The organism is Pseudomonas sp. ATCC 13867 (genome assembly GCF_000349845.1).
Taxonomy (GTDB): Bacteria; Pseudomonadota; Gammaproteobacteria; order Pseudomonadales; family Pseudomonadaceae; genus Pseudomonas.
Window position 1 is genome coordinate 1295107 of record NC_020829.1, and the last position, 17274, is coordinate 1312380.

At 68.5% G+C, this 17274-nt stretch carries 6 protein-coding genes; all 6 read left to right on the forward strand.

Features of this window, described 5'->3' with window-relative positions:
- The first annotated feature begins 153 nt into the window (after positions 1 to 153).
- The 6 genes from recC (at position 154) to H681_RS05995 (ending at position 17211) form a co-directional block, all read left to right on the forward strand.
- Positions 154 to 3621, forward strand: coding sequence for an exodeoxyribonuclease V subunit gamma (gene recC / locus H681_RS05970; RefSeq protein ID WP_015475939.1), 3468 nt, complete (start codon positions 154 to 156; stop codon positions 3619 to 3621).
- On the forward strand, positions 3618 to 7304 hold the full coding sequence (gene recB, locus H681_RS05975) for an exodeoxyribonuclease V subunit beta (protein ID WP_015475940.1): 3687 nt from the start codon (positions 3618 to 3620) through the stop codon (positions 7302 to 7304). Before recC ends, recB begins: the two co-directional genes overlap by 4 nt.
- Positions 7301 to 9337, forward strand: coding sequence for an exodeoxyribonuclease V subunit alpha (gene recD / locus H681_RS05980; protein ID WP_015475941.1), 2037 nt, complete (start codon positions 7301 to 7303; stop codon positions 9335 to 9337). Before recB ends, recD begins: the two co-directional genes overlap by 4 nt.
- A 467-nt stretch (positions 9338 to 9804) precedes the next feature.
- Entirely contained in the window at positions 9805 to 12651 is a 2847-nt protein-coding gene (locus H681_RS05985) for a response regulator (RefSeq protein WP_015475942.1), read from the forward strand.
- Entirely contained in the window at positions 12630 to 13826 is a 1197-nt protein-coding gene (locus tag H681_RS05990; protein WP_015475943.1) for an EAL domain-containing response regulator, read from the forward strand. The genes H681_RS05985 and H681_RS05990 overlap by 22 nt, the downstream gene beginning before the upstream one ends.
- Positions 13827 to 13971: 145 nt before the next feature.
- Entirely contained in the window at positions 13972 to 17211 is a 3240-nt protein-coding gene (locus H681_RS05995) for a hybrid sensor histidine kinase/response regulator (protein WP_015475944.1), read from the forward strand.
- The last annotated feature ends 63 nt before the right edge of the window (positions 17212 to 17274 follow it).

A 17274-nucleotide genomic window follows, 5' to 3' on the forward strand; every position in this document is an offset into this window, starting at 1 on the left:
GCGTATGTGCGGGGCGACGGGCGGGTCGATTCGTGCCTCGGATGGGAATCCGCGGGGAGGATGGGAAAAAGGCTGCTCCGGCCCGCGCTTTTTGGTGAAATGCGGAGCATTCCACGCGGGCCCCCACGATGTCCGCCCGAACCAGGAGAGACGATGAGCGAGCAGCCACTGACCCCCGGCCTGATGGTGATCCACGGCAACCATCCGGAAGCGCTGCGCGACCTGCTGGTGCAGTGGATGAGCCTGCACCCGCTGGGGCCGCTGGAGAACGAAGTCATCCTCGTGCAGAGCAACGGCATCGCCCAGTGGCTGAAGCTGGCGCTGGGCCGCGATGTGGAGGAGGGCGGCTGCGGTGTGACCGCCGCGCTCGACGTGCAGTTGCCCGCGCAGTTTCTCTGGCGCGCCTATCGCGCGGCCCTGGGGCGCGACGAGATTCCCGAGGTTTCGCTGCTCGACAAGGGCCCGCTGACCTGGCGCCTGATGCGTCTGCTGCCGACTTTGCTGGAGCAGGACGCGTTCGCCACCCTGCAGCGCTTCCTCGCCGACGACGCCGACCTGCGCAAGCGCCATCAACTGGCCGAGCGCCTGGCCGACCTGTTCGACCAGTACCAGGTCTACCGCGCCGACTGGCTGGAGGACTGGAGCCGTGGCGTCGACCAGTTGCGCCTGGCCAACGGCACCGTGAAGGAGCTGGAAGCCGACAATCGCTGGCAGGCCGCGCTGTGGCGCGCGCTGCTCGATGACGTCGGCCCCGAAGGCCTGGCCACCAGCCGCGCCGGCGTGCACGGACGCTTCATCGAGCGCCTCAAGGCCGCCGGGCATCCGCTGCCGAACCTGCCGCGCCGGGTCGTGATATTCGGCATCTCCGCCATGCCGGCGCAGACCGTCGAAGCCCTCGCCGTACTGGCGCGCCATGCCCAGGTGCTGCTCTGCGTGCACAACCCCTGCCGTCACCACTGGGCCGACATCGTTGCCGACAAGGACCTGCTGCGCCACGAATACCGCCGCCAGCGCCGCCGCGCCGGCACCCCGGAACCGCTCAGCGACGACCAGCAACACCAGTACGCCCAGCCGCTGCTGGCCGCCTGGGGCAAGCAGGGCCGCGACTACATCAACCTGCTCGACCAGTACGACGACCCGGACAGCTACCGCGCGCGCCTGGGCGCGGTGAGCAACGGGCGCATCGACCTGTTCAGCGAGGAGGCGCCGCGCAACCTGCTCGGCCAACTGCAGGACGACATCCTCGAACTGCGTCCCATCAGCGAGAGCCGTGAACACTGGCCGGCGCTCGATCCGCAGGCCGACGACTCGATCCGCTTCCACGTCGCCCACAGCGCCCAGCGGGAAGTGGAAATCCTCCACGACCAGCTGCTCGCCCGCTTCGACGCCGACCCGACGCTACGCCCGCGCGACGTGATCGTCATGGTCCCGGACATCAACCCCTACGCGCCGCACATCGAAGCCGTGTTCGGCCAACTGTCGCGCGACGACAAACGCTTCATCCCCTACACCCTCGCCGACCAGGGCCAGCGTGGCCGCGAGCCGCTGCTGGTCGCGCTGGAGCACTTGCTGCGCCTGCCCGACAGCCGTTTCGCCGTGAGCGAAATCCTCGACCTGCTGGACGTGGCGGCCCTGCGCGAGCGCTTCGGCCTGGCCGAGGCGGAGCTGCCGCTGCTGCGGCGCTGGATCGATGGCGCCGGCGTGCGCTGGGGCCTCGACGGCCAGCAACGCGAACGCCTCGGCCTGCCCGCCGCCGCCGAGGCCAACAGCTGGCGCTTCGGCCTGCGGCGCATGCTGCTGGGCTTTGCGGTGGGCGAGGGCGAGGCCTTCCAGGGCATCCAGCCCTACGCGGAAATCGGCGGGCTCGACGCCGCCGCGCTCGGCCCGCTGGCCGGGTTGCTCGGCGCCCTGGAGCAGGCCTGCTCCAGCCTCGCCGAGGAAATCGCGCCGCAGCTCTGGGCGGAGCGCCTGCGGGCACTGCTCGATGCCTTCTTCCGCGTCACCGACGACCACGATGAGCTGCTGCGGGAGAAACTGCTGGGCTTGCTCGATGACTGGTTGCAGACCTGCGAATACGCCGGTTTCAGCGATCCGGTACCGCTCTCGGTGGTGCGCGAGGCTTGGCTTGGCGGCCTGGATGCGGGCGGTCTGAACCAGCGTTTCCTCGCCGGCGCGGTGAGCTTCTGCACCCTGATGCCGATGCGCGCGATTCCCTTCCAGGTGGTCTGCCTGCTGGGCATGAACGACGGTGACTACCCGCGCCCGCAATCGCCGCTGGACTTCGACCTGATGCGCAACGACTACCGCCCCGGCGACCGCTCGCGCCGCGAGGACGACCGCTACCTGCTGCTCGAGGCGCTGCTCTCGGCGCGGCGCCAGCTCTACGTCAGCTGGGTCGGGCGGAGCATCCGCGACAACAGCGAGCGGCCGCCCTCGGTGCTGATCGGCCAACTGCGCGATCACCTCGCCGACGGCTGGCGGCGCGCCGATGGCGGTGACCTGCTGCATGGCCTGACCCTGGAACATCCGCTGCAACCCTTCAGCCGCGCCTACTTTGCCGGCGCGCCGGGCCAGGGTGTGGATGGCCTGTACACTTACGCCCGTGAATGGCGCGACGTGCACCATGAGCACGACGCCGAGACGGACGACACGCCACTGCCGCCGCTGGCGCTCGATGCGCCCATCGGCCTGCGCGTGCTGGCCGACTTCCTCGCCAATCCGGTCGGCGCGTTCTTCCTCCAGCGACTCAAGGTGCGCTTCGCCGAGCAACAGCTCACCAGCCAGGATGAAGAGCCGTTCGAACTCAATGGGCTGGATGTCTGGCAACTGCAATTCGAGCTCTGCGAGCGCATGCGCCCGTGGGTTGAGCAGCACTGGCAGGACGATCGACTGGCCACGCAACTGAGCGAACAGGTGGAGCGCCTGCGCCGCGAAGGCCGTCTGCCGCTGGCGGCCTTTGGCGAGTTCTCCGCCCAGTCGCTGGTGGCGCCGCTGCATGACCTGCTGGCGCGCTACCGCGAACAACTGGAGCACTGGTCGCAGGTCGAGGACGAGCAACGTGAACTCGGCCACGTCCATGCCGGCATCGAGCTGGCCGACTGGCTCGGCGGCCTGCGCCGCAACGCCGCTGGCCAGCTTGCCAGCCTGCAACTGGTCAGCGGCAAGCTCCATGAAGGCCGGGGCTACAAATGGCATGGACTGGTGCGTCCCTGGGTGCGTCACCTCGCGCTGCAACTGTGCGGTGAGCCGGTGACCAGCGTGCTGGTCGGTCTCACCGGCACCCTGGAGCTGCCGCCGCTGCCGGCGGAACAGGCCCGTGCCGAACTCAATGGCCTGATGGATGCCTGGTTCCAGGGCATGAGCCGGCCGCTGCCGGTGGCCTGCAAGACCGCTTTTGCCTGGCTGGCGGCCGGCGTGGATGAGGACCGCGCCAGGCGCGAGGCTGCCAAGCGCTATGACGGCGGCTACAACCTCAGCGGCGAGGCGGCGTCCTCGGCGGCGCTGGCGCGGGTGTACCCGGACTTCGCCCGCCTGAATGCCGGCGAAACCTTTGGCGCCTGGGCCGAAGCGCTCTACGGACCGTTGTTCGAAATACTCCAGCGCAAGGAGGACGCCGCATGAGCGCCGTCGAGCTCGACCCGCTGGGCTTCCCGCTGCACGGCAGCCGGCTGATCGAGGCCAGCGCCGGCACCGGCAAGACCTTCACCATCGCCTTGCTCTACGTGCGCCTGGTCCTCGACCACGGCGGCGAACAGGCCTTCGGCCGGCCGCTGAGCCCGCCGGAAATCCTCGTGGTGACCTTCACCGAGGCCGCGACCCAGGAACTGCGCGAACGCATCCGCGCGCGCCTGGGCGAGGCCGCGCACTGCTTCGCCGAACCCGAGGGCGAGCACGATGGCCTGTTGCTGAAGCTGCGCGCCAGCTATCCCGCCGAGCGCTGGCCGGGCTGCGCGCGCCTGCTGCGCCTGGCCGCCGAATGGATGGACGAGGCGGCCGTCTCCACCATCCACAGCTGGTGCTACCGCATGCTGCGCGAGCATGCCTTCGACAGCGGCAGCCTGTTCACCCAGGACCTCGCCGCCGACCAGAGCGAACTGCTGGCCGAGGCGGTGCGCGACTACTGGCGGCGCAATTTCTATCCGCTGGGTGCGGCGGCGGCCAATGCGGTGCGCCATTGCTTCGCCGGTCCCGAAGCACTGATGCGCGCCGTGCAGCCGCTGCTGGCGGCGCAGGAAGCCGGCTTCCGCTACGGCGACCGGCCACTTGACGCCCCGGCCTCGCTGGGCGAACTGCTGGAGTCCACCGGCCAGTGGTACGACCAACTCGCCGCCGCCGAAACCCATGCCCGCGCGGCCTGGGCCGCCGACCGCGCGAACCTCGCCGAACTGTTGCGCAACCTGCGCGGGGACCTCAACGGCAACAGCTATCGCGGCAAGGACGACGACGCCGTCTTTGGCGGCTGGCTCGACGCGCTGGACGCCTGGAGCGAGGGCGCCGACGCGCCGGACAACCTGGCCAGGTTCGGCCAGACACGGATCAAGGTGAAGGCCAAGGCCGTGGTGCCGGAACACCCGGCATTGCGGGCCATCGACGCCTGGGCCGAGCGTGCCGAGCAGCGCCCGGACATCGCCCCGCAACTGTTGCTGCACGCCCTGGGCGAGGTGCGCCAGAGCCTGGAGGCGGAGAAGCAGAAACGCGCCGAACTGGGCTTCGACGACCTGCTGGTGCGCCTCGACCGCGCCCTGGCCGGCAGTGGCGGCGAGCGGCTGGCCGAGCGCATCCGCGAGCAGTTCCCGGTGGCGCTGATCGACGAATTCCAGGACACCGACCCGCTGCAGTACCGCATCTTCGAGCGCGTCTACCGCATCCCGGAGAGCCCGCGGAGTCTGGGCCTGTTCATGATCGGCGACCCCAAGCAGGCGATCTACGCCTTCCGTGGCGCCGACATCCACACCTACCTGCGCGCCCGCGCCGCCACCGCCGGGCGCCACTACACCCTGGGCACCAACTTCCGCTCCACGCGGGCGATGGTGCGGGCGGCCAACCGCTGCTTCCTGTTCGCCGAGGAACATCCGCGCGGCGCCTTCCGCTTCGCCGAGGACGGGCAGGACAATCCCGTGCCGTTCCTCGAAGTCGGCGCGCGCGGGCGTGACGAAACGCTGTGGCTGGAGGGGGCCGCGGCCCCGGCCATGACCTTCTGGCAACTGGACAGGAACGGGGAGGTCTGCCGCTCCGGCGAGTACCGGGATGAGATGGCCGCACGCAGCGCCAGCGTCATCCGGCGCTGGCTGAGCTCGGCGCAGAGCGGCTTTCGCGGGGACGATGGCCGCTGGCGCGCGTTGCGTCCGGCGGACATCGCCATTCTCGTGCGTGGCCGCAGCGAGGCCGAGGCGATCCGCGCCGAGCTGGCGGCCCGCCGGCTGGCCAGCGTCTACCTGTCCGACCGCGACTCGGTGTTCGACAGCCCGGAAGCCGCCGACCTGCTGCACTGGCTGCGCGCCTGCGCCGACCCCGGCGACGACGGCGCGCTGCGCATTGCCCTGGCCACCCGCAGCCTGGCGTTGGACTGGACGACCCTGGAACGGCTGAACCAGGACGAGCGCTTCTGGGAAGAGATGGTGTTGCGTTTTCGCGGCTACCGCCTGCTCTGGCAGCAACAGGGCGTGCTGCCGATGCTGCGTCGCCTGCTCGCCGACTTCGCGCTGCCGGCGCGCCTGCTGCGACAGGTCGACGGCGAGCGCAGCCTGACCAACCTGCTGCACCTGGCCGAATGGCTGCAGCGCGAGGCGGTGGAGCTGGACGGCGAACACGCGCTGCTGCGCGTGCTCGCCGAGCAACTGGAAAGCCCGTCGAGCGAAGAAATCCTCCGCCTGGAAAGCGACGCCGACCTGATCAAGGTGGTGACCATCCACAAGTCCAAGGGCCTGGAATACCCGCTGGTGCTGCTGCCCTTCATCTGCAGCTGGCGCGAGCTGGACGGCAAGAGCGCCACCCCGCCGAGCTTCCAGAGTGGCGAGACGCGGGTGGTGGAGCTGTCGCGCGACAAGGAGCAGGCCAAGGCCGCCTATCAACTGGCCAACGACGAACGCCTGAGCGAGGACATGCGCCTGCTCTACGTGGCCCTGACCCGCGCGCGCCACGCCGTGTGGCTGGGCGTGGCGCCGCTGGTGATGAGCAACAGCAAGAGCCCTGAGCTGCACAAGGGCGCGATGGGTTACCTGCTTGGCGGCGGCAACGCGCTGGGCGTGAACGACCTCGCCGCGCGGCTGGGCGAGTTGCAGGCCGGCCACGCCGACATCGTCCTCGATGCGGCGCCCGTCGCCGATCAGCAGGCGTTCGTCGGCCCGCCGGCGGGTGAGCTGGGCGCGGCCCGCGAGCCGCGTCGGCGGGTGGCGGAGAAGTGGTGGATCGCCAGCTATTCCGCCCTGGCGACGCTGGCCGGCGATGAGGACAGTGAGTCGCCCGCAGCCACGCCGGCGGCGGATGAGCCCACCAGCGCCGGCGAAGACCTGCTGCGCGAAAGCAGCCTGGAAGAGGCCCGCGAAGCCGACGCCGTGCCGGCGTCAGGCAGCCTGCACGCCTTCCCCCGTGGGGCCAATCCCGGCAGCTTCCTCCACGGTCTGCTGGAATGGGCGGCGGACGAGGGCTTTGGCAACTGCGACCCCCAGCAGTTGCGCGACCAACTGGCGCGGCGTTGCCAGGTGCGCGGCTGGGAGGCCTGGATCGAGCCGCTGCACGCCTGGCTGACGCAACTGCTGCACACCGGCTTCCGCCTGCCCGATGCGGCGCCGGTCAGCCTCGCCGGGCTGGCCAGCTACCAGAAGGAAATGGAGTTCTGGTTCGCCACCCGCCGGGTGGACAGCCTGCGCCTGGACCGCATCGTCACCCGCCACACCCTCGGCGGCGCGGCGCGCCCGGCGCTGCAGGCGAACCAGCTCAACGGCATGCTCAAGGGCTTCATCGACCTGGTATTCGAGCATGAGGGCCGCTACTACGTGGCCGACTACAAGTCCAACTGGCTCGGCGCCGATGACGAGGCCTACACCGAACCGGCCCTGCGCGAGGCGTTGCTGGAGCACCGCTACGACCTGCAGTACGCGCTCTACCTGTTCGCCCTGCACCGCCTGCTGCAGGCGCGCCTGCCGGACTACGACTACGAGCGGCATGTCGGCGGGGCGATGTACCTGTTCCTGCGCGGCAGCCAGTCGGCGACCCAGGGCAGGTACCTGGAGCGCCCGCCGAAAACCCTGATGGAGGAACTGGACCGCTTGTTCCGCGCGGTCGACGAGGAGATGCCGGCATGAGTGCGCCGTTGAAAACCGCCGGTGAAATGCTCGAACTGATCGGCCGCTGGGCCGAGCGCGGCTGGCTGCGCGAGCTCGACCGCGCCTTCGCCGGCTTCCTGGTGGAACGCGTGCCGGACGCGCATCCGCTGCTGATCCTGGCCGCCGCGCTGGCCAGCCACCAGCTCGGTCGCGGGCACGTCTGCCTGGACCTGGCGGCGACCCTGGCCGACAGTCGTTTCGCCCTGTCGCTGCCGCCGGAAGGCGATTCCGCCAAGGACGCGCCCGAACTGCCCGACGTGCTGCTCGACGGCATGGTGCTGGAGGCCTGGCAGGCGGCGCTGGCCGACCCGCGCCTGATCGGCGAAGGTGCTGGCGATACGCCGCTGGTGCGCGTCGGCCGGCGCCTGTACCTGCGGCGTTACTGGCAATACGAATGCGCGGTGCGCGCCGGGATCGACCAGCGCCTGCGCCAGGGCGAGGCGTTGCGTGCGAAGCTGCCCGCCGCGCCATTGCGCCAGGCGCTGGACGCGCTGTTCCCGAAGAAGCCTGGCGCGCCGGCGGACTGGCAGAAACTGGCCTGTGCGCTGGTGGCCGGCAACGCCTTCGGCATCGTCACCGGCGGCCCCGGTACCGGCAAGACCACCACCGTGGTCAAGCTGCTGGCGCTGTTGCAAAGCCTGGCGCTGGGGGAGGGTGGACGGCCGCTGCGCATCCGCCTGGCCGCGCCTACCGGCAAGGCCGCCACGCGCCTCAACGAATCGATCGCGGGTGCGGTGAAGAGCCTGGCGCTGGACGCCCTGCCCAACGGCGAGGCGGCGCGGGAGGCGATCCCGACGGAAGTCACCACCCTGCACCGCCTGCTCGGCAGCCGCCCGGACAGCCGCCAGTTCCGCCACCATGCCGGCAACCCGCTGGCGCTGGAACTGCTGGTGGTGGACGAGGCGTCGATGGTCGACCTGGAAATGATGGCGGCGTTGCTCGCCGCGCTGCCGCCGCGTGCACGCCTGATCCTGCTGGGCGACAAGGACCAGTTGGCCTCGGTGGAGGCCGGCGCGGTGCTCGGCGAGCTGTGCAGCCGCGCCCGCGAAGGCCATTACCGCCCCGCCAGCCGCGACTGGCTGCAGGCGGTGACCGGCGAGCACATCGATCCGGTGCTGCTGGACGAGCAGGGCAGCGACCTCGACCAGGCCGTGGCCATGCTCCGTCACAGCCATCGTTTCAGCGTCGACAGCGGCATCGGCCAGTTGGCCGAGGCGGTCAACGCTGGCGATATCCCGGTCTTGCGCGAAGTGTGGAAGGCCCGTCACGAAGACCTCGCCCGTATCGCCGTGGACGCCCAGGACACCCGCAACCTGCGGGGCCTGGTGGTGGACGGCGGACGTGGTGGGGACCTGTTCGGGCCGGTCGGTTACCGTCATTACCTCAGCGTGCTGGCGGCCAGGCGGCCAGCCGAGAATGCCGGCCAGGCGGCGCTGGATGAGTGGGCCCGGCTGGTGCTGGATGCGCATGGGCAGTTCCAGCTGCTCTGCGCCTTGCGCCGTGGACCCTGGGGCGTCGAAGGGCTCAATACACTGATCACCGAACTGCTGCATGGCGAAGGGCTGATTCCCTCGACGCACGCCTGGTTCCTCGGCCGTCCGGTGCTGGTGACGCGCAACGACTACGGCCTGGGGCTGATGAATGGCGACATCGGCATCACCCTGGCGCTGCCGCAGACCGCGGCCGACGGCAGCGTGCACTGGGTGGCGCGCGTGGCCTTCCCGGCGGGCGACGGTAGCGACGCCATCCGCTGGATCCTGCCCAGCCGCCTGCAGGCGGTGGAGACGGTGTTCGCCATGACCGTGCACAAGTCCCAGGGCTCGGAGTTCACCCACGCCGCGCTGCTGCTGCCTGACAGCCTCAACCCGATCCTCACCCGCGAGCTGGTCTACACCGGTATCACCCGCGCGCGGAAGTGGTTCACCCTGGCCAGCGCCGGGCGCGGCTGGCAGGTACTGGAGCAGGCGACGGAGCGGCGGGTACAGCGGGCGAGCGGATTGCTGGAGCGTTGAACGCCCGTTCATGAGCTGCCGCGCGCCGGCTTGGCCGCGTTGCAAGGCAGGCTCGTGCGCGCGTCCGATCGGAGTGCTCATTTGCAGTTCGTAAATTGCGCTTCGCCATCCGTCCGGTTCGCTGTCACTTGTCCTTCGGGCCAGCCTCTGGCTGATGCTGCCATTGACCGTTGCGCCGTGCTCCGGGGTTCTGAACTGGCGCCGAGGGAGGCTGCAGGTAGACGGGGCCTCGATCCACTGCGCCGAACAGCGGTGGGCGCGGCAATGGGGCGACGGTCGCGAGTGTTGCCCGTGGGTGAACGCTCCGTGCCGCAGCTGGGCCATGCGCCGGACTTCGCTCTCGGAGAAGGAGGGCAGGCGTGGCGGGAAGCACGAATCCGGCCAGGCCCTGTGTGTTTGCTCCCGATTTTGAACTTTTTAGATTTGTCTGATGTTCCTCTCGCTGGCGATCCACGAGGCTGGCGACCATGAAGCTCAAGCAGTTCCTTCGACCCCAGGATTCGTCGTTCTCCACTCCAAAGGCCGCACGCAAACTGTTATTCCTGCTGGCCTGGATGGTTCTGGTCTGTTTGATCTGTGCATTGGGTCTCTTTCTCAATTCGGCGCTGAACAACGAGATATCGCAACTGCGCCGGCAGATGAATGCCGCCATGTACGATGCCCAGGAGCATTTCGACCAGCGCGAGTCATTGCTGGAGCACATCAGCCACGGCGCCGCCTACGGGGCGCGCGAGCCGCAGGTGCAGTGGCGCCAGTTGGGCGCGCCGGTGCCTGCCCACGAGCATATCTACGTGAGCCTCGGCGATCCGCTGCGGAGCTGGAGCCTGTCCCTGTCCGGCCGCGACATAAGCGAGCTGGAGCAGAAACGCCTCAACCTGCTCTACGTCTCGCCCGGCGTCGACAGCGAGGTTTCCTGGCTCTACAGGTCGCCGGCGCTCAACGCCGTGGTGCCGGCCCTGGTGCTCGCCGCCCTGGCTACGCCCGGCACGGAAAAGGAAGAGCGGACGGTACGCTGGCTGGCGGACCCGGCCGACCCTCAGTCCCGGCAGTACCTGTTCACCCGCGTGGCCAGCGAACAGGACGCCGGCTGGCTGGGCCTGGAAATGCTCGGCTCCGACCTCGGCGCCGCCTTCAATGTGCCCGGGGCCGGGTGCTTCCTGCTGATGGACCGCGAGCATCGGGTGATCCTCGGCAGCGCCGTCACGCCCCACCTCGGGGAGCAGTTCAGCGACCTCTGGGAACGGGACAGTTTCGCCTTCAGCGGGCCGGGCCTGATCCCCCGGCATCTGGCGCTGCTCAAGCACCTGGGCAGCTCCGACTGGTCGCTGATCTACTACTTCGACCTCTCCAGCGTACTGGTACCGCTTTGGCCGAAAGTGCTGGTCTCGCTGCTGCTGTTCATGGGCGGGAGTCTCACCGCCTGGGGGCTGTACCGGCGGATCAATCGCCGGTTGATCGTTCCGGCGCAGCAGCGCCTGGAGGCGCTGGTGGATAGCGAGCGCTTTTCCCGCGCGATGATCCAGACCGCCCCGGTCGCTCTCTGCGTACTGCGTCGCCGCGACGCCGCGGTGGTGCTGGAGAACCGCCTGGCGCAGCAGTGGCTGGGCAGTGGCGAGGCGCGCCGGCAGTGGAGCTGCGGCTGGCTCGAGCGCGCTTTCGAGAAGGACAATGAAGGAGGTTTCGAGGAGATCGATACCTCCACCGGCAAGCATCTCTATCTGTGTTACACGCCAACCCGCTACAAGGGGGAGGAGGTGCTCTGCTGCGCCTTCAGCGACATCAGCGCGCGCAAGCAGACCGAAGAGGCGCTGGCCGAGGCCAAGCGCCTGTCGGATGCCGCCAACGAAGCCAAGACCCTGTTCCTGGCCACCATGAGCCATGAGATCCGCACTCCGCTGTACGGCGTGCTGGGCACCCTCGAACTGCTCGGCCGCACGGCGCTGGACCACCAGCAGTCCGGTTACCTGCGGGCCATCCAGCGCTCCTCGTCGACCCTGTTGCAACTGATCAGCGACGTGCTCGATGTGTCCAAGATCGAAGCTGGCCAACTGGGCCTGGAACCGGTGGAGTTTTCGGCGCTGGAACTGACCCAGGATACCGTGCAGTCCTACGCCGCCGCCGCGCGGGCCAAGGGCCTGCAGATCTATGCCATCTGCGATCCGCAGATGCCCGAGCGGGTATATGGCGACGCCCCGCGCATTCGCCAGGTGCTCAACAACCTGCTGAGCAACGCGGTGAAGTTCACCGACAGCGGACGCATCGTCATGCGGGTACGCGCCGAGCCGGGAGAGGGCCGCCAGATGCTGGTGCACTGGCAGGTCACCGATACCGGTATCGGTATCCCGCAGGCGCTGCAGTTGCGCCTGTTCGACCCGTTCTACCAGGTGACCAATCCCTCCCGCATGGACGGTGGCACCGGCCTGGGCCTGTCGATCTGCCGACGCCTCACGGAGCTCATGCATGGACAGCTGCGGGTGGTCAGCGACATGGGCCTGGGCAGCAGTTTTTCCCTCAGCCTGCCGTTGCTGCGAGTGGATGTGCTGCCCAGCGCCGAGACGCGCCTGTGCGCCTCGCCGGTCTGGGTCCACACGCCGATCCGCGAGCTCTCGGAAAACCTGTGTAGCTGGATCAACCGCTGGGGAGCGCGGGGACGGGTGGCGCCGCTGGACCAACTGTTCGACGAGGACCCCGAGGCGGTGCTGCTGGACCTGCGCTTCAATCCCCACGACCGGACGCCGTTCCCGGCCTGGAAGGGCTGCCGGGTGGTGGTCTCCGACCTGAGCGGCGAACAACCGCGCAAGGAGGACTGCGACTGGCACGTCGGACGCTACAACATCAGCGGGATCTGCCGCGCCATCGGCCTGGCCCAGGGGTGCTGCGCCGGCGATTCCCTGCGCCAGCTCGAATCGCCCAGCGATGGCCCGCTGGGGCTGCGGGTAATGCTGGTGGAGGACAACCCGATCAACCAACTGATCCTGCGGGACCAGTTGGAGACCCTCGGCTGCAGCGTGGAGCTCACCTCCGATGGCAAGCAGGCCCTGGGGCGCTGGCGCGATGGTGAGTTCGACGTGGTGCTGACCGACGTCAACATGCCCAACATGAACGGCTACGAGCTGACCCGCACGCTCCGCCGGCGTGGCTGCCGGGTGCCGATCATCGGCGCCACCGCCAATGCCATGCGCGAAGAGAACGAGCGCTGCCTGGCGGCGGGCATGGACCTGTGCCTGCTCAAGCCGGTGGACCTGCGGACCCTGCGCCAGTGCCTGACCACCCTGCCCACGGAGGCGCACGCATGCGATCCCAGCGAATCCTGATCGTCGAGGATCAGCCGTTCCAGCGCGAGTACCTGCTCAACCTGTTCCGCGAACTGGGCGCGGAGGACCTGCGTGCCGCCGAGGATGGCGACGACGCCTTGCGCTGCCTGGCGGAGGAGCGTTTCGACCTGGTGCTCAGCGACCTGATGATGCCCGGCCTGGACGGCGTGCAGCTGATCCAGCGCCTGGCGGCGCTGGAACGCCCGCCGCTGCTGGCGATCATGACCTCCGCGCCGCGCCGGCTGATGGGCAGCGCCTGCATGGTGGCGCGGGCGCACGGCATCAGCGTACTGGAACTGATCGCCAAGCCGGCTCGCGCGCCGGCCATCCGCCGGCTGCTGGAAAAGCTCTCCGCGCGCCTGGAGCGCTGCGAGCGCCGTGCCCGGCCAAAGCTGCCCCTATTCGGCGGCGAGGAGCTGGAGCGTGCCTTGCGCGAGGGGCAGATGTGCGCCTGGTTCCAGCCCAAGTCATCGCTGATCGACGGCCGTATCGTCGCCGCCGAAGCGCTGGTGCGCTGGGAGCATCCCGATTACGGCGTACTGCGCCCCGGCAGCTTCATGGGCGCGCTGACCGAGGCCGGGCTCGACGAGGCGTTGCTGTGGCATGTGCTGGAACAGGCCATCAAGACGCAGCTGGAGTGGGCGCGGCTGGGCTTTCGCCTGACGATGGCGGTGAATCTGCCGACTCACCTGCTGGACGATCCGGAACTGCCGGACCGGTTGGCGCTGTTCGTCGCCGAGCAGGGCGGGGTCCCAGCGCACATCGTTTTCGAGCTGCTCGAATGCAGTTGCACCGTGACCCTGGCCAACTACTACGCCGGCACCTGCCGCCTGCGCATGAAGGGGTTCGGCCTGGCCCAGGATGACTTCGGCCAGGGCTACAGCTCGTTGTACAACCTGGTCTCCACGCCGTTCACCGAGCTGAAGATCGATCGCGCGCTGGTCCACGGCTGCGTGGACGACGAGGGGCTGGTGGCAGCACTGGAAAGCATCATCAAGCTGGGGCGCCAACTGGGCCTGGAGGTGATCGCCGAAGGCGTCGAGCATCCCGAGGAGCTGGCCTTGCTGCGCCGCCTGCGCTGCGACTGCGCGCAGGGCTACCTGATCTCCGAACCGGTACCGCCCGCCGTGTTCACCCGCCTCCTGCGCCAGGAGCGGCAGGCGATGGCCCGGTGATGCAGAACATGAATCAGCGGATTGCCTGACGCGGCCCCCCTGCCAGAGGCCGGGCAGGTCGCCGAATTACCCTCCCACATCTACAGTTTTCGGGTAGTTGGCGATCAGCCTCCGCCATTTTCCGCCAGACCGGATGCATTTCTGCATGAAGGAACATGACCACGGTTCGATCCGCAAGTTGGCGAGCAATTCGCTGCGCCTGAACATCGCTCTGCTGGGGGTCGTGTCCCTGGCCTTGCTGCTGGTCGGTGCCTGCTACTGGGCGCTGGGCCGCGTCGTGCAGGAAGAGCGCGACAAGGTGTACTTCCATTTCAGCCGCCTGGTGGGCGATATCCACGAACACGAGGCTTTTCTCTACCGTATTGCCCAGCAGAGCGACGAGTCGACCCAGCGCCTGGATCTGGATGTGATCCCCCTGCAGCGCCGTCTGCTGACCCGCGAGGACGGCATGGAAATCCACGAGGGGCGCGAGTTCTCCTTCGCCCTGCCGTTCACCCTCGCGCAGCAAGTCCGCGACCTCGACACGCGGGAGAAGCCCGGCACCTTCTCCTTGGGAGTGCTGCTGGCGAATTTCTACAGCAGCTACTGGAGCGGCTCGGCGTTTCCCGCGCCGCAACTGCTGGTGATCGACCTGCATGGCCCGACCAGCATCGCCGTGCCCTCCATTGGCAATTCCCGCGATCAGCGCCCGCTGACGCGGCGCAGCTACCTGCCGGTGATCGAGCGCGTGCGCCAGGTTCTGGAGGCGCACAAGCCGCAGCGCAGCGATGCCCAGGTGCACTGGGCGCCGGCGCAGAGCTATACCGGCGGCGCCAGTCGGGAGTTGCTGGCGTACGTCAGTCTCGACCTGCCCGATGCGCTCTGGTGGGAGTCCGACCTGGATCGCCGGGTCGTGGCCGTATCGGTGCTGGACCTGGAACGGATCAACGATTTCGAGCAGGTTCTCGAGCGCCCGGTGTTCGACGAACTGGAACTGATCTCCCCGCGCGGCGACCTATTGATCGATATCGTGGGGAAGGCGGATGACTACGAGGATGGCCTGAACATCGGCACCAGCGGGCTGGTGATCAAGGTGCGCAGCGAGTTCGACGGCGGCTGGACCGGACTCTACCGTCTCAACTACCGGAACTACTTCCGGTATGCCAAGTGGCAGTTCCTGGGTGGTCTGGCGCTGATCCTCGGCAGCCTGGCCGGCGGCTGGCTCGCCATCCGCTGGTACGCGCGCCGGGTAGTCGGGCCGGCGCGCCAGGCGCACCTGGACATCGTCGAGAGCGACATCTTCAGCCGCGCGGTGATCCAGACCGCGCCGGTGGCCCTGTGCGTGCTGCGTCGCGATAACCACCAGGTGGTGATGCAGAACCGCCTGGCCGAACTCTGGCTGGGCGATGCCGAGTCGATCACCCGCCTGAGCCGCGACTGGGATCTTTCCGGTAACGCCGAGGAGGTCGCCAACGAGTTCGTCCTGCAGGTCGAGGAACGCTACCTGCATGCCATCTTCGCCCTGACCCGCTACAAGGGCGAGGCGGTAGTGCTCTGTACCTTCAACGACATCAGCGCGCACCAGCAGGCGCAGAAGGTGCTGTTCGAGGCCAAGCATTCGGCGGACGCCGCCAGCGCGGCCAAGTCGGTGTTTCTCGCCACCATGAGCCACGAGATACGCACGCCGCTGTACGGCGTGCTGGGTACCCTGGAACTGCTCGGCCTGACCGAACTGAGCCGCCAGCAATGCGATTACCTGAACACCATCCAGCGCTCCTCATCCACCCTGCTGCAACTGATCAGCGACATCCTCGACGTATCGAAGATCGAGGCCGGGCAGATGGCGCTGGAACCGGTGGAGTTCAACCCGCTGGAGCTGGCCGAGGATGCGGTGGCCGCCTACGCCGCGCTGGCCGATGGCAAGGAACTGCAGCTCTACGCCTGCATCGATGCCGACCTGCCCGGCCTGATGCTCGGCGATGCGGCGCGTATTCGGCAGATTCTCAACAACCTCCTGAGCAATGCCGTCAAGTTCACCGATATCGGCCGCGTGGTGCTGCGCCTGAAGGTGACCGCCAGCGAGATCGACCAGGTCACCCTGCAATGGCAGGTGACCGATACCGGCATCGGTATTTCCCAGGAGCAGCAGCGCCGCCTGTTCGAGCCCTTCTACCAGGCGCACGGCCAGGAGCATACGGTGAGCGGCACCGGTCTGGGCCTGTCGATCTGTTCGCGGCTGAGCGAGCTGATGGGCGGCCAACTGCGGGTGGTCAGCGAGACGGGGCTGGGCAGCAGCTTCACCTTCACCCTGTCGCTGCCGGTACTGGACGCGCGCCAGCCGGTGTGCCGGAACACGCAACTGCTGCAGGACTCCATCTACATACGGGCGCCGGTCAAGGAGCTGGCACAGAGCCTGGCGGCGTGGATCGAGTGCTGGGGGGCGCAGGCGCTGGTGGTCGACACGCTGCCGCTGGAGACGCCACCCAACGCGGTACTGTTCGACCTGCTCGGTTGCGATATCGAGCCCCGGTGGCCGGCAGCGCGGGTCTGCGCGCTGGCCGAGCCCGGCCTGCCGCTGCAGGCGACTCCGCAGGGTTGGACGGTAAGCCTGTATCATCTGGCGGGTATCGCCCAGGCCCTGTACCTGGCGCAGCAGGGCGGTGTTGGCGAGGCGGAGCCGGCGCCGCGGCCGACGCGTCTGGGCAAGCTGGGCCTGCGTGTCCTGGTGGCCGAGGACAACCCGATCAACCAGGCGTTGCTCAAGGAGCAACTGGAGGAGCTCGGTTGCCGCGTCACCCTCACCGGCAACGGTCGGGAAGCGTTGCTGCGTTGGCAGCCGGGGGCGTTCGACGCGTTGCTCACCGATGTCAACATGCCGATCATGAATGGCTATGAGCTGGTGCGGGAATTGCGCCAGCAGGACGGCGAGCTGCCGATCATCGGCGTGACCGCCAACGCCCTGCGCGAGGAGGGCGAGCGCTGCATGGCGGTGGGCATGAATGCCTGGCTGGTCAAACCGATGAGCCTGCGCACGCTGTACGACGGCCTGCTCAAGGTCAGTGGCCATCTGGTGGAGGTGCTGGAGGAACCGGTGGCGGAACCGGACGAGAAGCCGCCGATGAGCGATGGCATCCAGGTGTCGGAAAAGATGCGCGATCTGTTCATCCGAACCATGCGCCAGGACATGCACGGCGTGCAGCAGGCTCTGCAGGATAACGACCTAGCCACCGTCCGTCAGCAGGTCCATCGCCTGCGTGGTGCGCTGGCGGTGGTACAGGCCCATGTCCTCAGCGACGCTTGCAGTGCGGTGGAAGAGGCGCTGGTCACCCAGCCCGCCGGGCCGGAGCTGACCGCGGCGGTGACGATGTTGATGGAGCGTATCGAGAGCGCGCTGGCGCACCTCTGAGAGCCGGATACGATCAGGGACTACTCTAAAGAAGAAGATTAGCCGTTCCTGCAAGTGTCCAGG